A 25,050-nucleotide genomic window follows, 5' to 3' on the forward strand; every position below is an offset into this window, starting at 1 on the left:
CAATAATTAGGCAGCAATAGAATCTCTAATGCTCTTTATAGTGTCATGCGCGGTTTTAAAACCATTTAACTGCTGCGCCAATATGTTTACTACGGTATTATCTTCCCAAATAAGCTCTTTATCATCCAGCGCTTTGCGGTATGCTTTAATAATCACATCTTCGCCGTATTCGCAGTCGGTTAAAATTCCATGCTTATCTTTATTGATAAATGCCGCTTTGAGGTTTATCCATGTATAATAAAATTTACCCGATAGGGTGGTACCATCGGTTGGTTGGCCGCCTAATACATGAATATATTCTTTGAGCTCGGTAACGTAATTTTTGCTTTGGTCAATGTATTCATTAAAAAGCAAAACCAGGTTGGTTTCGTCTGTATCTTCCAGTGCTTTTTGATAGCCGGCTATACGATCGTTGTTGATTTTAACCAGATCATTAAGTGCCGAAATCTGGTGTTGTATATGTTGTAATACTCCCATGACGCTTTCTTTTTATATAGCAACAAGGGTTAAGTATTAATGTTTTATTTTTAATTATCAATTAGTTAGTATTTGGTATTTAAATACAATTATACAAACAGAATAATAACCTCGTTAGCTCCCCGATACCAGGCTTGAAATTTTCTTTAACAAATCGTCCATTTCAAAAGGTTTGGCTAAAAAATCATCAGCACCGGCCGCCAGGGCAGAATCTTTTACATCGCGACTGGCAGAAATCATAATAACCGGAATATTTTTTGTTAATTCTAACTGTTTCAGTTTTTTGCAAATATCGCGGCCATCTTCACCGCTCATCCAAATATCTAATAATAGTAAATCGGGAAGCTCTTCTTTCATGTCAAGCACCGTTGTGCCATCAACTGTTGATGTTACCTCGTAGCCCTCAAATTCCAGCAGCATTTCTACCGCGTCAACAATACCCGGATCATCATCGGCAATCATGATCTTTTTATTCTTTTGGTTCATAATTTGTATCGGCTATTTAAAGCCGGTAGTAGTAAAAAAATACCTGGTTACGTATAAGTTTAATATTTAGCTTTTGCTGCCATCTACCGGTAGCGCGAAGCAAAAAGTAGATCCTTTGCCCTCAATACTGTTCACCCACATTTTGCCACCTTCGCGTTTAATGATTTCTGATGAAATATACAGGCCCAAACCCAATCCCGGAAAAGTATGTTGTTTATCGCCGCTTACCCGGTAAAATTGTTCAAAAACCTTTTCCTGCTTATCTTCGGGGATACCTATGCCAAAATCCTGTACGCATACCACTGCGTAGCCATCTTCCAGTTTGGTACTGATGATTATTTTATCGGTATGCGGGCTGTATTTTATCGCGTTTGTGATCAGGTTAGTGATCACCTGGCTTATGCGATCTTTGTCTGAATAAATTTGCCCTGTCGCGCTAAAATCTTCTATCAGCTTGTGCTTTTGGGTGGTGTGCTGTAAATCGTCAACCGTTTCTTTAATCACCTGGTTAAAATCAAACCAAACTTTGTTAAACTGTAGCCTGCCCGAGTTTATTTTGGTAACATCAAGCAAATCGCCTATCAGGTTGGTAAGCCTGTTTACCTGTGCATCCATGCGGATAACCATCTGCGCCTTTTTATGATCGCCTTCTTTGGTTAGCATAGCGCCAAGCACTTGCGCGTAAGCTTTAATACTGGTAACAGGTGTTTTTAATTCGTGGCTCGCTATGCCCAAAAAATCGTCTTTTTGGCGTTGTAGCTGTTTCTGCTCGTCAATATCGGTATTGGTGCCAAACCACTTCACTATTTTACCATCATTTATAAAGGGCAATGCCTGTGCAAGGTGCCATTTGTAAGTGCCATTTTTGTCTTTTAACCTAAATTCAAACTGATAGATATTTCCGGTTTGCAATGCATTTGTCCATGCAGCGATACAGCCTTGCTGATCATCGGGGTGCACCCTTATCAGCCATGACGGACCTGCTACTTCCTCGGCAGGTAAATTAAAATAATCAACCGCCCGTTTATTTACATAGTCAAGCGATCCGTCTGTACGCGCCGTCCATAACTGCACGGGCATAAAATCGGTAACAAATTCAAATTGTTTGATCTGGTCGCTTAGTTCTTCGTTTTTTAGTTTTAGCTTTTGCTCTGCAACAGATAAATCGGTAACATCGGTGCATGATCCAATATATCCTGTAAATTTTCCGTCTGCATTGAATTGCGGATTGCCGATAGCAATGCATGATCTTATGTCACCATCCTTGCGGCTTATTCTAAAATCAACCTTATAATTGCTTCTGTTTGCAAGGTCGGCAAGAAATTTATCGCCGGCACGTTGCCTGTCTTCCGGTACAATGGCATTTGTCCATCCGTTGCCCAGGTGGTCTTCATAAGGCTTGCCGGTCCAGTCTATCCAGGTTTGGTTAAGGTAAACGATATTGCCAACTTCATCAGACATCCAAAGGGCTATGGGAGAAGCATCAGTGATGTTTTTTAATAAAGCTTCGCTATCTGTGAGGGCTTTTTTATCAGCAATCTCGCGTCGTAAATCCCTGGCTACACTCGCGCGTCCCTGCGGTTTTCCGGTAACAGAATCATATACCAGCATGGTGGTGCCAAATACAGGGATAGCTTCATGGGTTTCAAAATGTCTATAATTGATATCACCACTCCATTTGCCATCGCGCATCAGGCTTTTATTGATCTTATTGGCCAGCTTGGCGGCTTCGCCCGGCATAATATATTGGCTGTTATGGCGCTCAAGCTCCTGCTGGTTTTTTATGCCAAGCATCAGCCTGCCGGCAGCGTTTACATAGCTCACATTACCATCCAGATCGCTTAAACTTACAAAATCCGAACTGTGATCAATTAAGGTGAGCAGCTTATATTGTTCGTTGTGGGCTATCTTCTCGGGCCTTAGGTCGCGCGCGACTGACGCCATACCTATAGGTTCGCCCGTTAAGGGGTCATCAATCCTGAAAGCGTTTATATAAACGGGCACAGGCTGCCCGGTTTTAAAATGCCGGTAACGCAGTTCGCCTTTCCAGCTTCCGGTTTGTTGTACAGCCGTTATCATTTCCCCGTCTACAACGTCCTTATCATCTCCATAAAAATAATCAATACCGGGCCTTAATGCCATTTCGGCATTTTCAATATCAAGCATGCCGTAGCCGGCTTTGTTAATATAAGTAACATCGCCATTCATGCTTCCAACGGCTATAACATCGGCGGTACTATCAATAAGGGCAATCAATTTTTGCTGTTCCTGCCGGTCTAACTGCTCGCGTGTAACGTCCTGAACAATACCTGCAAAACGCCATAACTCATTATTGCTGTTAAAGTAAGCGCGCCCTTTGCACCGTATCCAACGCTTAAGCTTGCCGTAATCATCAACGGTTCTGAAAGTGATATCATAGTTACCTCCCGATGTAAAATCATAAGCGGTAGCCACCGCCTGTTTTAAGCGCTCGGTATCATCAGGGTGTACATATTTTAGCAAATGATCATAGGATATTTCATCATTTGCAGCGTAGCCGCAAAGTATCTTACAGCGTTCATCCCAAATAACAATTCTTTTTGGCGGGTAAAGGTCCCAGCTGCCAATCTCCGCGGCTTCTGAGGTAAATTGCTTGCGTTCTTCACTTTCTTTTAGCTGCAGGCGTGTTAATACCAGTTCGGTAACGTCAGTAGCTGTATTTAAAACTCCCCATACCTTGGCATGGTTATTTTTTATTGGAGTGAATACAAAATTAAAGTAAAAAATTTGCAGCTGGCCATTCACTACAAGATCAACCTGTGCTTCAGTTGCTTCGTAAACTTTGCCTGTTTTATAAACATCTGTCAGAATGTTAAAAATCTGTTGTGTTTTTAATTCGGGTAATACATCAAAATATGGCCTGTCGATTACTTCGTTGCCCTTACCCCATATTTTAATGATAGATTGGTTGGCTATTTTGATTTTTAACTCTTTGCCCACATATAAACCAACCGGGCTTGGCGATTGCTCAATAAGCGTTTGGAAAATATTCTGGCTATGCAGAAAATCCTGATCTGTTGAGATGCTCATTTAAAAGTTAATTGCGTAAATATAAATCATAATTTTAGTACTGTACTAACTAAAAAACGAGTCGCAAGTTTGTTCGGTTTTTCATAAATAGGCCGAGCTGGTGGTTTTAATTTACTGAAGCATCTCTATTGTTAACTTTAAAGATAATAATTTTATTATTTGTATATTTCATACAGAGCAAGCTATATTTAAGAACTTGTTTTATCACCGGTATTTATTCAATATTAAAATACGTAGCAATCTGAATTCGGTAATAAATTACTGACAATTAAAACAATTTGGGGCGATAACCATTATTCACCAATTAAAATTAAAACCCCGTGTTTTAAATAATGCGGAGAAACAAAACCTCGTGTACTATGACAAATTTTCATAAACAACAACACAGTTTTATTCAATTACCTAAAACCCCTACAGGTATAACTGGGTTAGATGAAATAACCGGCGGGGGCTTACCTAAAGGCAGGCCATCCTTAATATGTGGGGAGGCCGGTTGCGGCAAAACACTCATGTCGCTTGAATTTATTATTCGCGGCGCCACCCAGTTTAATGAGCCAGGTGTTTTTATGGCTTTTGAAGAAAAAGCCGAGGAGCTTACTCAAAACGTGGCATCATTAGGTTTTGATTTAAACAAACTGCAGCACGACAAATTGGTAAAGCTTGATCATGTACATATTGACCGTAGTGAAATTGAAGAGACCGGCGAATATGACCTGGAAGGCTTGTTCATCAGAATGGGTTACGCTATAGATAGCATTGGCGCCAAACGCGTGGTGCTTGACACGCTCGAAAACTTATTTTCGGGCTTATCTGATACTGCCATTTTGCGCGCAGAATTACGCAGGTTATTTAACTTTTTGAAAGAGAAAGGGGTTACAGCCATCATTACCGGTGAAAAAGGCGAAGGTGGTTCTCTAACCCGTCAAGGTTTAGAAGAATATGTATCTGATTGCGTGATATTGCTTGATCATAGGGTAATTAACCAGATATCTACCCGCAGGTTACGTGTGGTAAAATATCGTGGTTCCCAACACGGCACCAATGAGTACCCCTTTTTAATTGATGAAGAAGGGATCTCGGTATTACCCGTTACGTCCTTAAAATTAGAGAAGGAGGTTTCTTCAAGTAGGGTATCATCGGGCATTCCTGCTTTGGATGATATGTTGGGAGGAAAGGGTTTCTTTAAAGGCAGCAGCGTTTTAGTATCAGGCACGGCCGGCACGGGTAAAACCAGTATTGCCGCTTATTTTGCTAATGAAACCTGTAACGGCGGCAAAAAGTGTCTTTATTTCGCTTTTGAAGAATCGCCAAAACAGATTGTCCGCAATATGAAATCCATTAATGTTGATCTGCAAAAGCATATTGATAAAGGTGTATTACAATTTTTCGCTTCGCGGCCAACCCTTTATGGTTTGGAAATGCACCTGGTAGCTATGTATAAACTTATCCATAAGTTTAAGCCGGATGCTGTAGTACTTGACCCTATCACCAACCTTATTACGGTAGGATCGGTAAGTGAAGTAAAATCAATGCTGGTTAGGCTAATAGATTTTTTACAAGAGATGCAGATCACGGTAATGTTTACGGCATTGTCGCTAAATACAATTGTGAGTGAGCAAACAGACGAGGGCGTATCTTCATTAGTAGATGCCTGGCTGCTTGTGCGGGATATTGAATATAATGGCGAGCGCAACAGGGGAATGTATATTATGAAATCGCGCGGGATGAAACATTCAAACCAGGTGCGCGAGTTTATCATTACTGATAAGGGGCTCGATCTGGTTGAGGTTTACCTGGGCCCTGAAGGCGTATTGACAGGATCGGCACGTGAAGCTCAAAAATTACAAGAGAAAACAGGAGTTGCGTTACGTGATTTTGCTGTGAGCCGCAAGGACAAAGAAATTATGCGTAAACGCAAAATGCTGGAATCAAAAATATCGTCCTTACAGGCGGAGTTTGAATCAGCAGAAGAAGAATTGAATAAGATTTACCTGGAAGAGCAATTGAAACAGGAGATCGTTGAACGTAACAGGGCAGAAATGACCAATATGAGAAAGGGCAGTATTGATGCCGAAAATAAGATAAGGAGTAAAAAATAATGGAAGGTAAGGCAGTAAATTACGAATTAAGGTTGTACGTTGCGGGGAAAACCGTAAAGTCGGTTGCAGCCCTGGCAAATCTTCAAAAATATTGTGAAGAACACTTAAAGGGGCAATACGTTATAGAGGTGATTGATTTGTTGGTACAACCTCAACTTGCCGAAGGTGATCAGATTTTTGCAATACCAACACTGGTGCGCAAAGTACCCGAGCCCATTCGGAAAATAATAGGCGATTTATCAAACGAAGAAAAGGTTTTAGTTGGTTTAAACATAAGACCACGTTAACACAAAATAAATGTCACAACAAGAACAATTGCCATTATCAATCGATAACCTGAATTATGACCATGATGATCATACTTTCCAGTTGCGCTTGTTTGTAACAGGGGCTTCGCCAAATTCGTCACGGGCTATAAGCAATCTGAAAGAAATTTGCGAAACCTTTTTAAAAGGGAACTACCAATTAGAGGTGATTGATGTATATCAACAGCCATTGATAGCCGAGAGGGAACAAATTATTGCATTACCGCTGTTGATAAAGAAAGCGCCGGGCGTTGAGCGAAGGCTGATAGGCGATATGAGTAATACAAATAAAGTTTTACGTGGACTGGGCTTACCTGCTGAAAATTAAAAATGGATACCGCAAATTTAACATATGACGAGCTTTTAGCTCAACATCGCGAACTCCAATTTCAATTGGAGGAAGCAAATGATACCATTGAAGCTATTCGCAATGGCCAGGTTGACGCGCTTATTGTTAAGGGAGCCGAGGGGCATCAATTATTTACCCTTAAAACTGCCGACCAAACCTACCGTGTTTTTATTGAAAAGATGAACGAAGGCGCCGTTACACTGAACCACGAAGGTATGATCCTTTACAGTAACTCGCGGTTTGCAGCCATGATGAATTTGCCGCTTGAAAAAGTAATAGGACTTAAGTTTGAAACCTTTGTGCCAGAAATATCTTTAGAGAAGTTTATCGGCATTATCAATAACGGTTGGGAAGAAGATTGTAAAGGCGAAATTTTGCTAACTAACAGTACCCGAATACTTATACCATGCCTGCTTTCATGTACAACACTTGATTTAGATGAGGGACTTGCTTTAAGTCTTATCCTTACTGACTTAACTTTACAGAAAGAAACTGAGTGGGAACTTAAAATTAAAAACGACGAACTTACGGCAGCTCATAATGAAACTGAAAAGTTAAATAATCAGCTGGAAGATACTGTAAGAGAGCGAACTAAGGATCTTTTAATTAGCAGGGAGCATTTTAAGTTGTTATCAAACAACATACCTCAAATGAGTTGGACAAATCTGCCGGGCGGTGAGGTTGATTTTTATAATCAACAATGGTACAGCTACACCGGTTTGCGTTTTGGTGATACCGCAGGTTGGGGTTGGCAGCGCATTGTACATCCCGATGATTTACCGGCTACATTAAGCAAATACGAATCGTCATTAAAAACAGGTCATACTTTTGAGGTAGAAAACAGGTATCGCCGTTGGGATGGTGTTTACCGCTGGCATCTGAACAGGGCTGTACCGTTAAAAGACGACCAAGGGAATATTATTTTTTGGGTTGGTACAGCCACAGATATAGAGGATCAAAAAGTAGAAATGGAACGTAAAGATGAGTTTATTGGTGTAGCAAGTCATGAACTTAAAACACCATTAACCAGTCTTAAAGGCTATATACAACTTATAGGTGCCTACAAAAAAGAACCGCTTCCGGCGGTGGTAAAACAATATATTGAAAAGGCAGGTGTAGCACTCAACAAACTGCAACATTTGGTAAACGACTTGTTAGATGTAAGTAAAATTCATGCAGGCAGGCTTGAATATAGTATGGCCGAGGTGAATCTTACCGAATTGATTGAAATCACTTTAGACAATTCAAGACATATTTATCCAACTCACCGATTTGAAAACCACACTGAAGGGATATACAAAGTTATTTGTAACGCCGAACGTGTAGAGCAGGTGATGATGAATTTTATAAACAACGCGGTAAAGTATTCGCAAGTAAATAATCAGATTATTGTTAACGCCCAGGCCAAAAAAGGAATGGTGCGCATTTCCGTTACAGATTTTGGCGTTGGTTTATCGCCCGAACAAAAAGAGAAGATATTTGAACGGTTTTACAGGGTGGAAGATCAGAAGTTTAGAACTGGTGGGCTGGGGATGGGACTTTATATCAGCACCGAAATTATCAGCAACCACAAAGGCAAAATAGGCGTTGAAAGCGAATTGGGTAAAGGGTCAACGTTTTATTTTGATTTGCCGTTATTAACTTAGGCAACCTAAAATATACGGTTCAAAATTGTAGGAGTGTTAAATACTTCTGATATTGGCCCATCGTCATTTTATAAACCTGTAAACATGCCAGCCACTCAAAACGGAAATGTATCTGCCACTATAACCCCCAATGGTGTAGCCACCATTAGCTTTTACCATCCTGCTCAAAATTCGCTGCCGGCAAATTTATTACAACAACTTACTCGGCAAATTGATGAGGCGGGTGCTAATACGAACGTGCGCGTCATTGTGCTAAAGAGCGATGGCGACCGTACTTTTTGCGCCGGGGCCAGCTTTGATGAATTAATACAGATAGAAGATAAAGAAGCAGGCGCTCAATTTTTTTCGGGCTTTGCAAATGTGATCAATGCCTGCCGCAAATCGCGTAAAATAATTATTGCCCGCGTACAGGGCAAAGCCGTTGGCGGTGGGGTAGGTTTGGCCGCCGCGGCCGATTATTGCCTGGCAACGCAGTTTGCTGCTGTTAAATTAAGCGAATTGGCAATTGGAATAGGACCGTTTGTAATATCACCAGCTGTTACTCGCAAAATTGGCCTGCCGGCGTTTTCTCTTTTAACCATAAGGGCTACCGACTTTCAATCCGCGCAATGGGCCAGGGAAAATGGTTTATACAATGAGGTTTATGACGATATTGCATCCCTCGATGTAGCACTTAATGAACTTACTGAACGCTTGGCATCTTATCATCCCGAGGCGTTAACCGGGCTAAAACAAATATTCTGGGAGGGCACAGATAATTGGGACGAACTATTAAAACAACGTGCAGCCATCAGCGGCGAATTGGTATTATCTGAATTTACACAAAAAGCCTTACAAGGATTTTTAGGTGGTAAACGATAGATTGGTTGCAACATACAACTCAGCTATTTAGATATAAAAAGGCCCATCTTTAAAGTTAAGATGGGCCTTTTTATTACCAGCGATCATAGTGCCTGTGCATTGGATAATATGGCCTATGATAATATGAACGATAGTAATTTCTGGCAACATAATAACGCGGTTCTCCGTAATAAACCGGGCGGGCATAGTACACATCACGGGAGTAACAACGTGGATGGTCATAATATCCATAAGCCGGATAATTATTTGCCACAATTACCCTGCGGTGCGGATAATGATAACCAAAAGATGCCCCAATTGAGATACTTTGCGCTTTAACCAACTGAAATGAAAACAACAATACAAATGCTATAATTGAACTTTTAATGAGTTTCATGGCTTAAAAAATTAAGTTAATAATTTTGTTTGTTGTAAGTATTGACAACGAAATAAACCTGAGGTTTAAATCCTTTTTTTATAATTTTAAATATGTATTACTTTTTATTCACGCTGATAGTTTTAGCCATAGTGCTAACCGTTTCATACATAGTATCATACTTTGGAAAGCTGCGTGCCAGGGAAAAAAATCTGGATAAAATAAAAAATAAATGGGCTAAACCTGTAAGTTCAAGACGCAATTTCGACCTGATAAAAATTTACCTTAATGCAGATGGTAGTCCGCAAAAACTCTCGGATGTTGTTTCAAAGGACCTTGATTTAAACAGTGTTTTTAATTACATCGACAGGACTAATTCAAAACCCGGGAAACAATACCTGTACAAAAAGTTACATCTGCCAGAAACCGCCATTGATAAACTATTACAACTTGACGAGCGCATAGGAATAGTAAACGCCGATGCCCCTAATCGCGAGTTGATAGAGCTGGAGCTTTCAAAGCTTAATCACACTAACGCTTATCAAATTCCTAACCTGTTTTTAAAGGCTCACGCGCCTCTTTTTGCACCGGTGATGGATATGTACATCAAGGTAGTTCCTTATTTGATCTTAGCGGCTGTTATCTCGCTTTTAATTGTACCCAACACAATTAGCTTTGTTGTACTGGCTATATTATTTGGCTATAACGTGGTATTTCATTTTGCCAGCAAGAAAAAAACATCGGGCTATTCAGATTCTTTACCACAGCTGTTAATTATGCACAAAGTGGCTGTATGGCTCATAAAAAATGCTAAAACCGGCAATACGGATGAAATCAAAAAAAGCCTGATCAATTTAGTGGGGCTTAAAAGATCATTAAGCATAGTCAATTTTGAAAGTGAACTGGTAATTGATTCCGGTTCGCCGGGCTATGTGGTTTTTAAACTCATTAAAACGCTCTTTTTGCTTGAGCCGTATATTTACACCAATTCCATCAAACACATTGGCCGGTACAGCGAGGACATTGAAAAGGTATACAATTTTGTGGCCGAAATTGATATGCTGATAGCCATACAATCGGTAAGGGAAGGCCTGCCATTTTATAACAAGCCAGAGTTTATTGACCAAAACGCCAAAATGGAAATCACAGATCTTTTCCATCCGCTGATAGAAAAATGCGTGCCTAACTCACTTTACACCAGGGCAGATAGGGGAGCTTTAATTACAGGGTCAAACATGTCGGGTAAAACAACATTTATTAAAGCTATAGCTGTTAATACCCTGCTTGCCCAAACACTTTTCACCAGTTGTGCAAAAGCATATAAGGCACCGTTTCTAAAAATTCAGACCAGCATTAAGATAACAGATAGTATAGAAGAGCAGCAAAGTTTTTTCCAGGCCCAGGCATCAGCTATATTAAACATTGTGGATAGCAGCAGTAGTACCGAAGAAGTAAAAAGTCTGGTAATTATTGACGAAATTTTTAGAGGAACCAATACCATTGAGCGAATTGCGGCCGCTAAATCGGTATTATCTTACATCACCGCCAATGATAATTTCGTATTCGTTTCTACCCATGATCTTGAACTGGCCGAACTATTGGATGAAGATTTCGCTATCTACTCGTTTGAGGATTCAAAATCGGGCCGTACACTGGTATTCGATTACAGACTAAAAGAAGGTCTGTTAAAAAGCAAAAACGGTATTGCTATATTGGCATCTATGGGCTACCCCGAATCTGTTATTGAAGATGCCCATATTGTTAGCGAACGGATGATGTTGAAGTATATGGAATAACGGATTATTCCTCCTCGTATAGCCGTAGCTTATTATGCATCCCAATCAATCGTTGCTGCATTTGTTCAACACGCTCAAGTAAGTGCGTTATTGCCTCAATACCGGCAACGTTAATATCCAGTTGATGCAAACTGATCATTTTCTCCAGTTTTTTCAGTTCGGTTTCAGGAATAAAATTATCTTCCTTTACCATTGTAATGCTCACTAAACCTGCTTGTTGTAACGAATGTATAAATGTATTATCCACATTGTGGTAAACGCAAAATTCACTCACAGCAACCAAATGTTCTGTTTTCATAATTGATCAGGATTTTGATAGTTCTTCAAACAATTGCTTTTGCTTATCGGTGAGGTTAACAGGTATTTGAATATCATAGGTAATAAACAAATCACCATATTCATTTTCCTTTTTGTAAACTGGCATGCCTTTTCCCTTTAACTTCACCTTGGTACCGTTTTGAGTCTCGGGTTTCACTTTAACTTTTACTTTGCCGGTAGGGGTTTCAACCATAAGGTCGCCACCCAGTACGGCGGTATATAAATCAAGCTTTATAGTATTGTATAAATTTGCGCCATCACGCTTAAAACGGGCATCGGCAGGAATATTAAATTTAATAAATAAATCGCCCGCGGGGCCACCATTTACGCCTGCACCGCCGTGTCCGGCTATTTTTATGGTTTGGCCATTCTCAATGCCGGCGGGAATAGTAATCCGGATATTTTTACCGTTAACTGTTAGTGTTTGCTTATGGGTTTGTAAAGTATCCTGTAAATTCAATTGATACTCCGCGTTCAAATCCTGACCACGGTAGCCCGTGCGCCGGCCACCACCGGCACTGCCCGCGCCGCCAAACATCGATTGGAAAAAATCAGAAAAATCTTCGCCGCCACCAAAACCACCGCCAAATCCTTCAAAACCACCCGAGCCACTATTACTGCTCCGGCGACTTTGCTGCTGCCTTGTTTGTTGTTCGTAAGCTTCGCCATGCTGCCAGTTCTCGCCGTATTTATCGTACTTTTTACGTTTCTCGGCATCACTTAAAACCTCATTGGCTTCGTTTATTTCCTGGAATTTTTTGTTGGCCTCAGCATTGTTGGGGTTAAGATCGGGATGATATTTACGGGCTTGTTTACGATAAGCGTTTTTGATATCCTTATCGGTAGCTGTTTTATCTATACCCAGTATTTTATAATAATCAATAAAAGCCATGGAATGTATATGTGTGATTGATTTTAATAACCCTATAAAGATAACATGGTTTTAAAAAAATATAGTAATACGGCTGTAATTATAGCGTGCTCAAATTTCAATATCCAAGTATTATGCTATAAAAGACCAGATATCTATCAACGTTATTGATTTTATTTGCAGCTATCACAACCTAAATAATTGTAACACGTATATTACAAACAATATGTATTTTTATTGCAAATCGTAATAAGTAAAATGACTCCGGCAACTTTACCAGAAAATGAATATAGCAGATTGCAGGATCTGTACGGTACAGGATTATTAGATACGCCAAATGAAAACGAATTTGACGATATCGTGAAGCTGGCCTCCGCTTTATGCGATATGCCTATCTCGTTGATTAGTCTTGTTGATGCAAACCGGCAGTGGTTTAAGGCCAGGGTAGGGTTGGATGCTACAGAAACCAACCGGGATGTTTCCTTTTGCAGCCATGCCATTTTACATGATCAGATCTTCGAAATTCCGGATGCGTTACTGGATATCCGTTTTAGCGATAACCCATTGGTTGTTAGCGGGCCTGCCATTCGCTTTTATGCAGGCGTTCCATTAGTAACAAATACCGGCAGCCGGTTGGGAACACTTTGCGTAATAGACCGGACGCCACGTTATCTAACAGACGAGCAACGTTTTGCCCTAAAAGTATTGGCCGCAAACGTAATTAAGGTGGCCGAACTGCGAATTAAAAACAAACAACTGCAATATTTAACAGAAACTCAAAAAAGGATCATATCTATACTGGCGCACGATGTACGTAATCCGCTGGCGTCTATAAAATCTATCATTGATTTTAAAACCCGTGATATTTTAGATGCAGACGAAGCCAATGAAATGATGGCCATCGTATCCGATCAAATGGATAGCACACTCGCCATGGTCGAAAATGTAGTTAAGTGGGGCGAATTACAAATAAAATTTAGTCGTTTTAAATACGACGACTTTAACTTTAATGAATTGGCAGAACGTGTTTTAGCCTCAGAATTGCTTAAAGCCAAAACCAAAAACAACATACTGATAAATAGTGCCGCACCAGGTACAGTTATTCACTCAGATAAACAGGCCCTTGAATTTATATTGCGTAACCTTATTAGCAATGCCAATAAATATACCCACAATGGCAGCATTACGTTGAGTATACAGCAGTTTGATCACAGTTCTGTTATTGAAGTGATAGATACGGGCGTGGGCATGTCTGCCGAAAAAGCGCAAAGTTTATTAAATAATCATGACAACACGTCGACGCCGGGTACAGACAACGAAACCGGTAATGGTATGGGGCTTTTACTGGTACGTGAGTTTATTGACAGGTTAAACGGAAAGATTAGTATAGAAAGTGCAGAAGGCATAGGTACAAAATTCAAAATTGTGCTTTAAATTAGCCGCATGGAAAACCAAATTTTCAATCACTTTGCCGATATTCAAACCAGGGAAATTGCACCGGGTTTTTTCTCTAAACTTATTCATACCGAAAACAACACCATTAACTTTATTGAGGTAAAAGCAGGCTGCGCTTTGCAATTACATCAACATATTCATGAACAATCATCATTTGTAATTGAAGGGCAGTTTGAGCTTACCGTAGCCGGTGTTCCGCAAATTTTAGACCCCGGTATGTTCGCGCTGATTCCATCAAATGTGATACACGGAGGCAGGGCAATTACCGATTGTAAGCTGATAGATGTATTTAGCCCCGTGCGGGAAGACTATAAATTTGTATAACGGTAGCAAGTTTGATTGTTGCTTTAACGTGTTACACCGTTGCAAACGCATCAATTAAAATATGTTTTACATTGAAACTTTCCAAATCTTCAATTTCTATCCTTCATTTTTCGCTTCAAGCGAACATACCCGTCTTGATTCTTGACTCTTAATTCCTGACTCTCTTCCCGACTCTTGTTTCTTGATTCTTTTTATATATTTTTATCGTATCAATGGAAACCAAAAACAACAAGAAAACCATCCGGGCCTGGGCATTTTTCGATTGGGCAAATTCGGCCTATAACCTGGTCATCACTTCAACTATTTTTCCGGCTTATTATGTTGCCATAACCGCCAATTCTAAAAATGGCGATAGAGTAATGTTCTTCGGCAAAAGCTTTGTGAATACGGCTTTGTCTGATTACGCCCTTGCCGCGGCCTACCTGGTAATGGTGTTGTTACTGCCCATACTTTCTTCCATTGCCGATTACAAAGGCAATAAGAAGATTTTTATGCAGTTTTTTACCGTTATTGGTTCGCTATCGTGCTGTGCTTTGTATTTTTTTACTAAAGATACTTTAGAGATGGGCATCATTGCTTTTGCCCTGGCTGCCATAGGTTACAGCGGAGGTTTTGTTTTTTATAACTCCTATCTGCCCGAAATAGCTACCCTTGATATGCAGGATAACGTGAGTGCTAAAGGCTTTACTTACGGATACATCGGCAGCGTTCTGTTACAGCTTATTTGTTTTTTGTTTGTGTTGAAACCAGAATGGTTTGGTATAGTAGATAAAAGCTTCCCGGCAAGGTTATCGTTCCTGTTGGTTGGTTTATGGTGGATTGGATTTGCATTAATTCCGTTTACAGTATTGCCTAAGGGCAGCCCTAACGCGCAAAGCCACGATCATAACATTATCAAAGGCGGCTTTATTGAGCTGGCTCATGTTTGGCAAAAAGTAAAACGGATGCCATTGCTTAAACGCTTTTTACCCGCGTTTTTCTTTTACTCTATGGGTTTGCAAACTGTAATGCTGGTTGCAACCGGCTTTGCAGCAAAGGTGTTGCATATGGGTACGGCCTCTTTAATTTCTATCATCCTCATCATTCAATTGGTGGCCATTGTAGGTGCAAATTTAATGTCGAGGTTATCCGGAATTTATGGCAACGTAAAAGTGCTTATCGGTACCGTAATTATTTGGGTTGGCGTTTGCATTGCCGCATATTTTACTGCAACATCAAACCAGTTTTATGTTGTTGCAGTGGTTGTAGGTTTGGTAATGGGCGGCATTCAGTCCATGTCGAGATCAACATATTCCAAATACCTACCGGAGAATATTCCCGATACTGCTTCCTTTTTTAGCTTTTATGATGTTACCGAAAAACTGGCTATTGTAGGCGGCGTATTTAGTTTTGGTTTTATTGAAGAACTAACGGGTAGTCCGCGTAATTCGGTATTGATATTGGGTTTATTTTTCATTGTGGGCCTCATATTATTGTTTTCTTTGCTGAAAGCTGAAAAAAGCATCCAAAAAATGTAGATTTTAGCGCCAAATAATTTTTGTGCCGAATGAAGATAGAGTTATTTGTACCGTGTTTTGTTGATCAGCTATATCCGGATACTGCTTTTAATACCATTAAAGTGCTTGAAAAGGCTGGCTGTAAGGTTAGCTTTAATCCCAATCAAACCTGTTGCGGTCAGCCTGCTTTTAATGCCGGTTTTTGGGACGATGCCAAAGCGGTAGGTAGTAAGTTTTTGAACGATTTTTCGGAAGATAGCGTGATCATCACCCCATCAGCTTCATGTACGGGTATGGTCAAAAATTATTATAACGACTTATTTACCAACACAGCCCTGCACAATAAATGCCGGGCGATACAGGGTAATATCTATGAGTTATCGGACTTTTTAGTAAACATCCTGCAATTTGACTATTTCGGTGCCGAACTGGATGGCAAAGCTGTTTATCATGATAGCTGCGCTGCCCTGCGCGAATGCAAAATCAGGACCGAACCTCGCCAGCTGCTTTCGAAAGTATTGGGCCTGGAGCTTCTTGAATTAAAAGACGATGAAACCTGTTGTGGGTTTGGCGGTACATTTGCGGTTAAGTTTGATGGCATTTCTACAGCCATGGCCCAGCAAAAAGTTGATAATGCCATTGCTGCCGGTGCTGAATACGTTATATCTACAGATGTTTCATGTTTAATGCACCTGCAAAGTTATATTGATAAAAATAACTTACCGATAACCACTATTCACCTAGCCGATGTTTTGGCGCTGGGGTGGGGGAATGTTTAGACTTAAGTGTAAGATTTTTCTATAAATGCTTTCCAATCTAAAAGTCAAACCAACGTTAAATTGATCTCATCAATTATGTTTAACAATCTATTTTTCTTCAGAATCATTAAAGATATTAAGGTAGAGATCAAACTTTTCGAAACTATTACCTGTATAGTTTGCTATACGGTAATATTCTTCAAAAAAACTTTTATCTCTTGGTTGTAAGGCTAAAAAATGAAGAAAATAAATTAGGGGAGCGTATTGTCTAACCCTCTTATTTTCGTTAAGCCTATCTTCAATAAATATCGTTAGAAAGCGTTCGTAGCGCTCCTTTTGTTCGTCTAATAACTTGCTTAGTTTTCCGATTGAATCTATTTTGAGATAACTCAAAGCTCGAATCATGTTGTCAGAGACGACTTTCTCAAATAACGGCTTTTTTATTTTATCCTCAATCAAGGTTTTGGCTGTCAATAATACCTGGTTTGTATTAACAAATGAATTTAAAGAGGCCTTGTTGATATCTACAAATTCTGGTTGAGAGATTATCAAATTAGATACTTCTTTTTCATAATCTATCAATTCAGATTTTAATCGTACAAATTCGATATCTGCAGTCTCCAATAATGCAGAAAGCCGATTGAATGATCTTTTATAGGGTTCTGGAATTGAAACTTCACCTTTATAACCTAAATCGTGCTCTATTTCTGCCCAAGCATGTTGTAATATAGAGCGTACTTGGATTTCACATTTTAAACCTTTATATCTTTTATACTCTTTTAATCTGAGTCGGCTCTCATTTAAGGATACTACTATATGTAGTGATCGATAACCAAATTGGTCAGCTTTTAGTTTTCTTTTATCGATTGAATTTTCAAGATCCTTAACAAATTCTTTTTCCACTAAATCGGCAACGAGATCAACTTCGCTTTCGAGATAAGTTATTATACGTATTCCGACAATATCTGTAATGTCATTAAGTACAGAGTATTTTCCACTTTTATCATCAATCTTTTTGGAAAGACTTTCTATTGTTTTCGTACGGCCTCCAATTTGGTGGACAGGTAAATCCTGTACTAACAACAGGTCTGTTAGAAGATTAATAATCCTTTCTCTAAACGCGTGATATGTTTTTTATTTTTTTTGAAATCTTCTAAAATATGGTCTTTCATGATAATTATTAGGTTTGTAAATGTAGTCTTATTTCATATCAAAAGAAAAGCAACAAGATTATTTTACTGCTGTTTTAGTCAACTCCATCCGTATGGTATCACCATAATAAACCATCGTCCAACGCATGCTTTTGCCATTGTAATCGCTTATTCGGGCTTTTGTGGTATCGGTTTGCGGACCGTTATAAAACTCTACGTTAAAACTATTTTTTGTGGCATCATATTGATAATTGGCAGCCCAGGCGCGTTGCGCGTCAAATATGTATGGATTGGATGAAAATTCCATATGCCCATATTTTTCAATATAAATGTTACTCCAGGCACGCGGATTATTGAGCCATTCATTAGGTTCATAGTGTTTGCCATTATGCGAAAGCTCTTCTACCTTCCATTTACCCTCAAACCCGGTATCCTTAAACTGCGACGAAAGGTGATAAATACAAAAGAAAGCAAGCCCGATACAGCCAATTTTTATAAACGGTTTTATTGCACTTAATTTAACTGCTGGTAAATCGCCCGCTTTTTGAAACAAGAGTGTTTTAAGCTGGGGCCAATGCAATAATAACAGGTAAACCAATCCGGCGCTGATAATTAGTGAATTTATAAATGCACCGGCATCTATACTATAAAACATATTGATGAACACAATGTTCACCATAACCGGTAAAAGTGTAAACACACCAACCAAAGTTGTGCGCCTGAATAGCAGCATGATGCCGCCGATAATTTGGATACAACCTAAAATAACCGCGAATGTGTATGAATAGCCAAAATAATTCCAGGTTAGCTCAAATCCACTTAGCATGCCCACCGGCACGTCCTGTCGGCTGTAAGCGGGGGCAAACTGCGTTTGCAGTATTTTGGCAAACCCATATATCGAAACTTCAAAAGCGATAAAGTACCGCATAGTGCCACGCAGCCATGCGTGCTTAATGGCCGTGTTAAAGCCGCCGCCTTTTTCTTTCAGGTGCCAGTAAACAGAATAAGCGATAGCTGCTAAAATGGCTAAGCCACCGGCGTACAAAAAAAGTCTGATGTAAGAAATTTCATCATAATTAGCCCGATAGGAGGTAAAAGAGGTAAACACCATATGGCTGGTAACAGCCACTACAATATATAAATACAGGCACTCAAAAAGCTTACTAAACCAATAGGAGCGGGGAGCAATATTTTCAGGCATCGGCTTTTAATCTCGTTCTACATCTAAAATTTGTTCCTTTTTATCCATGTTTTTTAAATCGGCAGTAGCAACAACCTCCTCTTCGGTATCATACTCTTTACTTTTTAAATCATCAATACCGCTTTCCTGGTCTATTTGGAATTTATTTTGTACAAAAAACACACTATCACCAACAACTTTGGTTACCTTCAATAGGGTAAAAGCGTTGTCTTTCATTTTTACATCCAAAATATCACCTTTCTTAAGGTTAAATATCATTTTGCTCACTTTTTGACTCTTATTCCTATCAGCTATTACACCTGCGGTAATTCCAATTGCCAAAAGAGCTAAACCGGCAAACATCCAGATAGGAACATTAACCTGTTTTTTCATGTTATAATAACTCATCTTCAATGATGGAGTCATCTGGTTAAATTTCAATACCTGTTTGCAGTGGGTACATTGCGAAACCCCGGTTTTGCCTACTGGGAAAAAAGGTATCCAAAAAATGTGGGCATAACGTTGAAAAACATTCATTTGCATTACGTTAGGCGTGTTGCAGGCAGGGCAGGAATCTGCTATGTAATCAACTTTTTGATGAATGGCTTTAGTGCCGTAAACAATCATGGTGAAAGGTTATAGTTGTTTGTAATTATGCTATGAAAGTAACTAAAATATTGATCAAATAAAATGTGAAGCAATGTGCTATTTCTTCAATCGCTTAAATTTGTTTAAATTTGATGTAATTGTAAATCATATCATTTGATGGAAAAGGACAGGCAATCATTTACCCAGGCCGAATTGGAGCTTTTAAAAGAAGGACTTAAAAGAACCTATAAAGAGCGTTTTGAAATGGCCACCCGCTTGTATAAGATACAACAAACTATGAATAAGGCCTCAATTACGCATAAGCCGTTTATCAGCAAATAGTTTAGCCAAAAACAATCTCTTAAGGATTTACTCATCGTGTTCTGTTAAATCCGAAATCCAACATCCCAATTCCGAAATCCAAAAATAATCTTATTTTTGCGCCACAAAATATACAATCACTTTGTAGGTGATTGTGAAACGTAATTTTATAAACTTTAAATCATAGTTGTAGATGATTAGTATTACACTCCCCGATGGGTCCGTTCGTCAGTATGACAAAGGGATCACTTCCGCGCAGATCGCGTTATCGATCTCCGAAGGTTTAGCACGCAACGTATTGGCCGCCGAAGTTGATGGCGAGGTTTGGGATGCAAGCCGCCCCATTGAGCAAGACGCGCACGTTAAACTGTTAACCTGGAACGATGCTTCAGGTAAATCAACCTTTTGGCACTCATCAGCCCACTTATTGGCCGAAGCATTAGAGGCGTTATATCCGGGTACCAAATTTGGTATCGGTCCGGCGCTTAAAGAGGGTGCAGGTTTTTATTATGATGTAGACTTTGGCGACAAGGTTTTATCAAGCGATGAGTTTAAACAGATTGAGGATAAAATGATCGAGTTGGCCAAAGCCAAATCGGAATACATCCGCAAACCTGTGAGTAAAGCTGATGCTATTGAATATTTTACAGAAAAAAATGACGAGTACAAGCTGGACCTGATTAAGGACCTGGCCGATGGCGAAATCACTTTTTATACTCAAGGCAACTTTACCGATTTGTGCCGTGGGCCGCATATCCCTAACACCGGCTTTATAAAAGCGGTGAAGGTAATGAGCCTTGCCGGCGCTTACTGGCGCGGCGATGAAACACGTAAGCAGTTAACCCGTATATACGGTGTTACATTCCCTAAGGCCAGCGAGCTTACCGAATACCTTGCTATGATTGAGGAGGCTAAAAAGCGCGATCATAGAAGACTGGGTAAAGAGTTGGAATTATTTGCTTTTTCCGAAAAAGTAGGTATGGGTTTGCCTTTATGGTTACCTAAAGGCACCGCCTTGCGCGAGCGTTTGGTTAGCTTTTTGCAAAAGGCACAAGTTAAGGCTGGTTATGAGCAGGTAATTACGCCGCACATTGGGCACAAAAACCTGTATGTAACATCGGGCCACTATGAAAAATATGGTGCCGATTCATTTCAGCCGATAAAAACCCCGCAGGAGGGAGAGGAGTTCTTTTTAAAACCAATGAACTGCCCGCACCACTGCGAAATATATAAAACAAAACCTCGTTCGTACAAAGATCTGCCGGTTCGTTTTGCCGAGTTTGGTACCGTGTACCGTTATGAACAAAGCGGCGAGTTGCACGGCTTAACACGGGTGCGTGGATTTACTCAGGACGACGCTCACTTATTTTGCCGTCCAGATCAGGTAAAGGATGAGTTTAAAAAAGTAATTGACCTTGTGTTGTACGTATTTAAAGCTTTAGGCTTTGAAAACTATACAGCGCAGGTTTCTCTACGCGATCCGGAGAACAAAGCTAAATACATTGGTACAGATGAGAACTGGGCTTTGGCCGAAAGCGCGATCATTGAAGCCGCTGCTGAGAAAGGCTTAAGCACTGTAGTTGAATTGGGAGAAGCCGCGTTTTATGGCCCTAAGCTCGATTTTATGGTGAAAGATGCCTTGGGTCGTAAATGGCAATTAGGAACTATCCAGGTAGACTACAATTTACCAGAGCGTTTTGAACTGGAATATACTGGCAGCGATAATTTAAAGCACCGCCCGGTAATGATTCACAGGGCACCTTTTGGATCAATGGAGCGCTTTATTGCCGTATTAATTGAGCATTGCGCGGGTAATTTTCCACTTTGGTTATCGCCGGAGCAGTTTATTATTTTGCCGATATCAGAAAAATATGAGGAATATGCAAAAAAACTTTCTGATGTGTTAAAAGATTCCGATATTTGCGGGCTGATTGATTTCAGAGACGAGAAGATTGGGCGTAAAATACGCGACGCTGAAGTCAAAAAGATCCCTTATATGCTTATTGTAGGCGAAAAAGAGGCGGCCGAAGGCATGGTTTCTGTAAGGAAACATGGTCATGGTGATTTGGGTAGTATGAGCATTGAAGATTTTAAAGAACAAATAATTAAAGAAATAAAAGTATAACTTGGCATTAAACAAACCTTTCAATAGAGGACCAAGGCTTCCTTTCAAGAAGAAAGAAGCTGAACACAACATCAATCAATTCATCAGGGCTCAGGAAGTTCGCTTGGTAGGCGACAACGTTGAGCAGGGAATTTTTTCTCTGAGAGATGCACTTGCCATTGCGCAGGAGCAGGAACTTGATCTGGTTGAAATATCTCCAAACGCCGTACCCCCGGTTTGTAAAGTAACGGACTATAACAAGTTTATTTACGAGCAGAAGAAAAAGCTAAAGGAGATCAAGAGCAATGCCAAGCAAACTGTTATCAAAGAGATCCGTTTTGGACCGAACACAGATGACCATGACTTTGAGTTTAAATTAAAGCATGCCATTAAGTTTTTAGAAGCGGGCGAAAAGGTAAGAGCTTACGTACACTTTAAAGGGCGTGCAATTGTTTACAAAGAGCAGGGTGAAATATTACTTTTGCGTTTTGCACAGGCCTTAGAAGAAGTAGGTAAAGTTGAGCAATTGCCAAAGCTTGAAGGTAAAAGGATGTTTTTAACACTTGCGCCAAAAGCAGCTAAGAAATAATTACATATATGCAGATGCACAGATTTTAAATGTGCAGATGGGATGAAAATAAAACGTTGAGAAACGTAAATATCTAACACAAATAAATAGAGTTATGCCAAAAATGAAAACCAATTCCAGTGCCAAAAAGCGCTTTAAGCTTACTGGAACCGGTAAAATCGCAAGAAAAAACGCATACAAAAGCCACATCTTAACCAAGATGTCGACAAAACGTAAACGCGCCCTTGGTCACACCAGCTTAGTTTCTAATGCTGATATGGGTAACGTTAAACGTATGCTTTGTATCGGAAAGTAATTCACCATTTTTTTAACCAGGTATTAGAGTTTTAAGTTCTGTTGCAAAAGCAGGCACTCACTACCAAAAACAAACAACATGCCACGTTCAGTTAACGCAGTAGCGTCGAGAAGACGCAGAAAAAGAATCATGAACCTCGCCAAAGGTTATTGGGGTTCACGCAGCAAGGTTTATACCGTTGCAAAAAACACAGTTGAAAAAGGTTTACAGTACGCTTACCGCGACCGTAAAACCAAAAAAAGAGAGTTCAGAGCTTTATGGATTCAGCGTATCAATGCTGGTGCCCGTCAGCACGGAATTTCTTACTCTCAGTTAATGGGTAAATTAGCTGCTAAAGAAATCGGTTTAAACCGTAAAGTATTAGCCGATTTAGCGATGAACAACCCAGATGCTTTCAAAGCTGTTATTGATGCAGTAAAATAATATCGAAATTTATAAACAGGAATGGCTCTTTGATTTTCAGAGGGCCATTTTTGTTATATTTATATTTTGATAATCAAAGTTTGGATGTAATAGAACCTAAATCAATTACCAAATGCTATATTTTTCAAAGTCATTTGTTTTATCCTTATTTATATTTTGTTCGATAACCGTATCTATTGCTGCAAAGCCCGAAAGAAAAAATAAGACCCTGATACCAGCGACAAGCTTCCCGGAGGTAATTGAGTTTCCAAACCGTAACGCGAAATCAGAAATAGTAAAAGATACAGTTATTACGGTTATGTACGGAGCGGTAGCGTGCACCTGTGCACAATGGATTATATATCCAACACAAAACCGGGAGTATATTTATCTGGAGCAGACTAACAAACGGTTGATAGATGCGGACCACATATGGGATGGAGCACATGTACCCTTGCATTTAAAACTTACCGGCAATTTTGATAACAATAAAGGAATTCCGCCAAGTTTTCGGGGAGCTAAAGGTAATCCCGATCCGGCAAGAATATTTAAATACACAAGGATTGAAATATTAAGCGTTTATTTCAGAAACAAGAAACATTGGGGCATTATTTCACAATAAATAGTTAAGTATAAATTTAGCAATTAGCCTATAGCCGGTGTTTTCATTGCACCATTTCTAAGTAAGTTCCTGCCATATAAATCCAGTTCGGTACTACATACAACGTCGCATTAAAACTGAACCACAGATTGAACACACGATTAGATTTCCCATGCGATATTCGTGTCTAAAACACAATAAATCCAAAATAAACTCAATCAGGAATATTTTAATTTCAAATTAAATACCTGATAATCAGCATTGAGATTTATTGAACGTAGGATGTGGGTTTAAACATGTTTAATTATATGCATATTTATAACCTCCTGTTAATCAATATGCAACTTTCAAAAGCCATCCAAAATAAAATAGATGAATTTGCGCCATATGCCGAACTGATGCCCGGCGTGGTTGTGCTGCATTTAATAGGTGATTTTCCGGTGGTTTACATGTCATCAAAGGGTTTAAAAACTTTAGGGGTTACACTACAACAACTGATAGATTTGGGTCCTGACTATCATAGCCGATTTTTTAATATCGATGATATGGCCGATTTCCTCCCTAAAATAGAATCGTTATTAAGAAACAACAATGCCGACGAAAGCTTCTCTTATTTTCAGCAGGTAAAGTGCGCCGGCGAAAAGGATTGGACATGGCATATTAGTTCAACACGCCTTTTTATGTGGGATGAAAATGGCAAGCCGCTACTTACCATAACTACAGCCATTCCCATTAACCAAATGAAGCATATTGAAGCGAAGGCCGAACGCCTGTTGAAAGAAAATAACTTCATTAAACAACATATAGCAGCTTTTGCAACACTAAGTAAACGCGAAAAAGCAGTATTAACAGAGATAGCACAAGGCAAAACATCCATTGAAGTAGCGGAGGCCCTTTTTATCTCGCCAGAAACCGCTCAAACCCATCGTCGTAATATCCGCGCTAAGCTAAGCATCACTAATGCGATAGAATTTGCAGAGTATGCAAGAGCGTTTGATTTAATATAGTTTGCAGTTTGCAGTTTACAGTTTACAGTTTGCAGTTTGCAGTTTGCAGTTTGCAGTTTTCCGGATAGCGATGGGTTTAAAACCTTGAGTGTTCGAAACCTTGAATAAAAATCAATCATCGGAATACTATATCCGGATTACCTCCGC

At 39.7% G+C, this 25,050-nt stretch carries 26 protein-coding genes; 18 read left to right on the forward strand and 8 right to left on the reverse strand.

Annotated elements, in window-relative coordinates; all coding sequences use genetic code 11:
• Window positions 1–6: 6 nt before the first annotated feature.
• The 3 genes from QWZ17_RS21055 to QWZ17_RS21065 all read right to left on the reverse strand — a co-directional run bounded on the left by QWZ17_RS21055 (window position 7) and on the right by QWZ17_RS21065 (window position 4,032).
• Window positions 7–477, reverse strand: coding sequence for a ferritin-like domain-containing protein (locus QWZ17_RS21055; RefSeq protein ID WP_290307285.1), 471 nt, complete (start codon window positions 475–477; stop codon window positions 7–9).
• 114 nt (window positions 478–591) lie between these two features.
• On the reverse strand, window positions 592–963 hold the full coding sequence (locus QWZ17_RS21060; protein ID WP_290307286.1) for a response regulator transcription factor: 372 nt from the start codon (window positions 961–963) through the stop codon (window positions 592–594).
• A gap of 66 nt (window positions 964–1,029) precedes the next feature.
• A complete protein-coding gene (locus tag QWZ17_RS21065) occupies window positions 1,030–4,032 on the reverse strand; it encodes a PAS domain-containing sensor histidine kinase (protein ID WP_290307287.1) in 3,003 nt (1,000 codons plus the stop codon).
• Between the two features lie 359 nt (window positions 4,033–4,391).
• On the opposite strand from QWZ17_RS21065, the gene kaiC reads away from it, so the two are divergent.
• The 7 genes from kaiC to QWZ17_RS21100 all read left to right on the forward strand — a co-directional run bounded on the left by kaiC (window position 4,392) and on the right by QWZ17_RS21100 (window position 11,443).
• Window positions 4,392–6,131 (forward strand): circadian clock protein KaiC, encoded by a 1,740-nt coding sequence (gene kaiC / locus QWZ17_RS21070; protein WP_290307288.1) that lies wholly within the window; start codon window positions 4,392–4,394, stop codon window positions 6,129–6,131.
• Entirely contained in the window at window positions 6,131–6,418 is a 288-nt protein-coding gene (locus tag QWZ17_RS21075) for a circadian clock KaiB family protein (protein ID WP_290307289.1), read from the forward strand. Before kaiC ends, QWZ17_RS21075 begins: the two co-directional genes overlap by 1 nt.
• Before the next feature lie 10 nt (window positions 6,419–6,428).
• Window positions 6,429–6,764, forward strand: coding sequence for a circadian clock KaiB family protein (locus QWZ17_RS21080; protein ID WP_290307290.1), 336 nt, complete (start codon window positions 6,429–6,431; stop codon window positions 6,762–6,764).
• A gap of 2 nt (window positions 6,765–6,766) precedes the next feature.
• The gene (locus QWZ17_RS21085) at window positions 6,767–8,431 is read left to right on the forward strand and encodes a PAS domain-containing sensor histidine kinase (RefSeq protein WP_290307291.1); all 1,665 of its coding nucleotides are present in this window, start codon (window positions 6,767–6,769) and stop codon (window positions 8,429–8,431) included.
• Between the two features lie 84 nt (window positions 8,432–8,515).
• Window positions 8,516–9,292: an enoyl-CoA hydratase/isomerase family protein gene (locus tag QWZ17_RS21090; protein WP_290307292.1), complete on the forward strand. Its 777-nt coding sequence runs from the start codon at window positions 8,516–8,518 to the stop codon at window positions 9,290–9,292.
• 60 nt (window positions 9,293–9,352) lie between these two features.
• On the forward strand, window positions 9,353–9,610 hold the full coding sequence (locus QWZ17_RS21095; RefSeq protein WP_290307293.1) for a hypothetical protein: 258 nt from the start codon (window positions 9,353–9,355) through the stop codon (window positions 9,608–9,610).
• Between the two features lie 150 nt (window positions 9,611–9,760).
• Window positions 9,761–11,443 (forward strand): MutS-related protein, encoded by a 1,683-nt coding sequence (locus tag QWZ17_RS21100; RefSeq protein ID WP_290307294.1) that lies wholly within the window; start codon window positions 9,761–9,763, stop codon window positions 11,441–11,443.
• Between the two features lie 4 nt (window positions 11,444–11,447).
• Here the strand turns inward: QWZ17_RS21100 and QWZ17_RS21105 are convergent, their stop codons facing one another.
• Both QWZ17_RS21105 and QWZ17_RS21110 read right to left on the reverse strand, forming a co-directional pair.
• On the reverse strand, window positions 11,448–11,741 hold the full coding sequence (locus tag QWZ17_RS21105; RefSeq protein WP_290307295.1) for a chaperone modulator CbpM: 294 nt from the start codon (window positions 11,739–11,741) through the stop codon (window positions 11,448–11,450).
• Between the two features lie 6 nt (window positions 11,742–11,747).
• Window positions 11,748–12,653 carry a DnaJ C-terminal domain-containing protein gene (locus tag QWZ17_RS21110; RefSeq protein ID WP_290307296.1) on the reverse strand — a complete coding sequence of 302 codons (906 nt, stop codon included), beginning with the start codon at window positions 12,651–12,653 and terminating at the stop codon, window positions 11,748–11,750.
• Window positions 12,654–12,890: 237 nt separating this feature from the next.
• Between QWZ17_RS21110 and QWZ17_RS21115 the strand changes: the two genes are divergently transcribed.
• From QWZ17_RS21115 to QWZ17_RS21130, 4 genes are all read left to right on the forward strand, one after another.
• Window positions 12,891–14,066, forward strand: a complete 1,176-nt coding sequence (locus tag QWZ17_RS21115) for a GAF domain-containing sensor histidine kinase (protein ID WP_290307297.1) — start codon at window positions 12,891–12,893, stop codon at window positions 14,064–14,066.
• A 9-nt stretch (window positions 14,067–14,075) separates the two neighbouring features.
• Window positions 14,076–14,411, forward strand: a complete 336-nt coding sequence (locus tag QWZ17_RS21120) for a cupin domain-containing protein (RefSeq protein WP_290307298.1) — start codon at window positions 14,076–14,078, stop codon at window positions 14,409–14,411.
• Window positions 14,412–14,623: 212 nt separating this feature from the next.
• Window positions 14,624–15,928, forward strand: a complete 1,305-nt coding sequence (locus tag QWZ17_RS21125) for an MFS transporter (RefSeq protein WP_290307299.1) — start codon at window positions 14,624–14,626, stop codon at window positions 15,926–15,928.
• Between the two features lie 29 nt (window positions 15,929–15,957).
• On the forward strand, window positions 15,958–16,686 hold the full coding sequence (locus QWZ17_RS21130) for a (Fe-S)-binding protein (RefSeq protein ID WP_290307300.1): 729 nt from the start codon (window positions 15,958–15,960) through the stop codon (window positions 16,684–16,686).
• An 87-nt stretch (window positions 16,687–16,773) separates the two neighbouring features.
• Here QWZ17_RS21130 and QWZ17_RS21135 read toward each other — a convergent pair whose 3' ends face one another.
• The 3 genes from QWZ17_RS21135 to QWZ17_RS21145 all read right to left on the reverse strand — a co-directional run bounded on the left by QWZ17_RS21135 (window position 16,774) and on the right by QWZ17_RS21145 (window position 19,623).
• Window positions 16,774–17,748, reverse strand: coding sequence for a RelA/SpoT-related domain-containing protein (locus QWZ17_RS21135; protein WP_290307301.1), 975 nt, complete (start codon window positions 17,746–17,748; stop codon window positions 16,774–16,776).
• Window positions 17,749–17,895: 147 nt separating this feature from the next.
• Window positions 17,896–19,017, reverse strand: a complete 1,122-nt coding sequence (locus QWZ17_RS21140) for a hypothetical protein (protein ID WP_290307302.1) — start codon at window positions 19,015–19,017, stop codon at window positions 17,896–17,898.
• 6 nt (window positions 19,018–19,023) lie between these two features.
• On the reverse strand, window positions 19,024–19,623 hold the full coding sequence (locus QWZ17_RS21145) for a hypothetical protein (RefSeq protein WP_290307303.1): 600 nt from the start codon (window positions 19,621–19,623) through the stop codon (window positions 19,024–19,026).
• A gap of 138 nt (window positions 19,624–19,761) precedes the next feature.
• Between QWZ17_RS21145 and QWZ17_RS21150 the strand changes: the two genes are divergently transcribed.
• From QWZ17_RS21150 to QWZ17_RS21180, 7 genes are all read left to right on the forward strand, one after another.
• Window positions 19,762–19,926, forward strand: a complete 165-nt coding sequence (locus QWZ17_RS21150; RefSeq protein ID WP_290307304.1) for a hypothetical protein — start codon at window positions 19,762–19,764, stop codon at window positions 19,924–19,926.
• 172 nt (window positions 19,927–20,098) lie between these two features.
• Window positions 20,099–22,030, forward strand: coding sequence for a threonine--tRNA ligase (thrS, locus tag QWZ17_RS21155; RefSeq protein WP_290307305.1), 1,932 nt, complete (start codon window positions 20,099–20,101; stop codon window positions 22,028–22,030).
• A gap of 1 nt (window position 22,031) precedes the next feature.
• On the forward strand, window positions 22,032–22,598 hold the full coding sequence (gene infC, locus QWZ17_RS21160) for a translation initiation factor IF-3 (protein ID WP_183559362.1): 567 nt from the start codon (window positions 22,032–22,034) through the stop codon (window positions 22,596–22,598).
• 94 nt (window positions 22,599–22,692) lie between these two features.
• Complete coding sequence (gene rpmI / locus QWZ17_RS21165) at window positions 22,693–22,893, forward strand: 50S ribosomal protein L35 (RefSeq protein ID WP_076369190.1); 201 nt, start codon at window positions 22,693–22,695, stop codon at window positions 22,891–22,893.
• 78 nt (window positions 22,894–22,971) lie between these two features.
• Entirely contained in the window at window positions 22,972–23,316 is a 345-nt protein-coding gene (gene rplT / locus QWZ17_RS21170; protein ID WP_290307306.1) for a 50S ribosomal protein L20, read from the forward strand.
• Window positions 23,317–23,428: 112 nt separating this feature from the next.
• On the forward strand, window positions 23,429–23,917 hold the full coding sequence (locus tag QWZ17_RS21175; RefSeq protein ID WP_290307307.1) for a hypothetical protein: 489 nt from the start codon (window positions 23,429–23,431) through the stop codon (window positions 23,915–23,917).
• A gap of 317 nt (window positions 23,918–24,234) precedes the next feature.
• On the forward strand, window positions 24,235–24,903 hold the full coding sequence (locus QWZ17_RS21180) for a helix-turn-helix transcriptional regulator (protein WP_290307308.1): 669 nt from the start codon (window positions 24,235–24,237) through the stop codon (window positions 24,901–24,903).
• Window positions 24,904–25,050 lie beyond the last annotated feature (147 nt).

This window comes from Mucilaginibacter flavus, assembly GCF_030409315.1.
Classification (GTDB): Bacteria; Bacteroidota; Bacteroidia; order Sphingobacteriales; family Sphingobacteriaceae; genus Mucilaginibacter; species Mucilaginibacter flavus.

Coding starts and splice junctions, on each gene's coding strand:
- QWZ17_RS21055 (WP_290307285.1), bottom strand. CDS start 477: ATGGGAGTATTACAACATATACAACACCAGATTTCGGCACTTAATGAT.
- QWZ17_RS21060 (WP_290307286.1), bottom strand. CDS start 963: ATGAACCAAAAGAATAAAAAGATCATGATTGCCGATGATGATCCGGGT.
- QWZ17_RS21065 (WP_290307287.1), bottom strand. CDS start 4,032: ATGAGCATCTCAACAGATCAGGATTTTCTGCATAGCCAGAATATTTTC.
- kaiC (WP_290307288.1), top strand. CDS start 4,392: ATGACAAATTTTCATAAACAACAACACAGTTTTATTCAATTACCTAAA.
- QWZ17_RS21075 (WP_290307289.1), top strand. CDS start 6,131: ATGGAAGGTAAGGCAGTAAATTACGAATTAAGGTTGTACGTTGCGGGG.
- QWZ17_RS21080 (WP_290307290.1), top strand. CDS start 6,429: ATGTCACAACAAGAACAATTGCCATTATCAATCGATAACCTGAATTAT.
- QWZ17_RS21085 (WP_290307291.1), top strand. CDS start 6,767: ATGGATACCGCAAATTTAACATATGACGAGCTTTTAGCTCAACATCGC.
- QWZ17_RS21090 (WP_290307292.1), top strand. CDS start 8,516: ATGCCAGCCACTCAAAACGGAAATGTATCTGCCACTATAACCCCCAAT.
- QWZ17_RS21095 (WP_290307293.1), top strand. CDS start 9,353: ATGGGCCTTTTTATTACCAGCGATCATAGTGCCTGTGCATTGGATAAT.
- QWZ17_RS21100 (WP_290307294.1), top strand. CDS start 9,761: ATGTATTACTTTTTATTCACGCTGATAGTTTTAGCCATAGTGCTAACC.
- QWZ17_RS21105 (WP_290307295.1), bottom strand. CDS start 11,741: ATGAAAACAGAACATTTGGTTGCTGTGAGTGAATTTTGCGTTTACCAC.
- QWZ17_RS21110 (WP_290307296.1), bottom strand. CDS start 12,653: ATGGCTTTTATTGATTATTATAAAATACTGGGTATAGATAAAACAGCT.
- QWZ17_RS21115 (WP_290307297.1), top strand. CDS start 12,891: ATGACTCCGGCAACTTTACCAGAAAATGAATATAGCAGATTGCAGGAT.
- QWZ17_RS21120 (WP_290307298.1), top strand. CDS start 14,076: ATGGAAAACCAAATTTTCAATCACTTTGCCGATATTCAAACCAGGGAA.
- QWZ17_RS21125 (WP_290307299.1), top strand. CDS start 14,624: ATGGAAACCAAAAACAACAAGAAAACCATCCGGGCCTGGGCATTTTTC.
- QWZ17_RS21130 (WP_290307300.1), top strand. CDS start 15,958: ATGAAGATAGAGTTATTTGTACCGTGTTTTGTTGATCAGCTATATCCG.
- QWZ17_RS21140 (WP_290307302.1), bottom strand. CDS start 19,017: ATGCCTGAAAATATTGCTCCCCGCTCCTATTGGTTTAGTAAGCTTTTT.
- QWZ17_RS21145 (WP_290307303.1), bottom strand. CDS start 19,623: ATGATTGTTTACGGCACTAAAGCCATTCATCAAAAAGTTGATTACATA.
- QWZ17_RS21150 (WP_290307304.1), top strand. CDS start 19,762: ATGGAAAAGGACAGGCAATCATTTACCCAGGCCGAATTGGAGCTTTTA.
- thrS (WP_290307305.1), top strand. CDS start 20,099: ATGATTAGTATTACACTCCCCGATGGGTCCGTTCGTCAGTATGACAAA.
- rpmI (WP_076369190.1), top strand. CDS start 22,693: ATGCCAAAAATGAAAACCAATTCCAGTGCCAAAAAGCGCTTTAAGCTT.
- rplT (WP_290307306.1), top strand. CDS start 22,972: ATGCCACGTTCAGTTAACGCAGTAGCGTCGAGAAGACGCAGAAAAAGA.
- QWZ17_RS21175 (WP_290307307.1), top strand. CDS start 23,429: ATGCTATATTTTTCAAAGTCATTTGTTTTATCCTTATTTATATTTTGT.
- QWZ17_RS21180 (WP_290307308.1), top strand. CDS start 24,235: ATGCAACTTTCAAAAGCCATCCAAAATAAAATAGATGAATTTGCGCCA.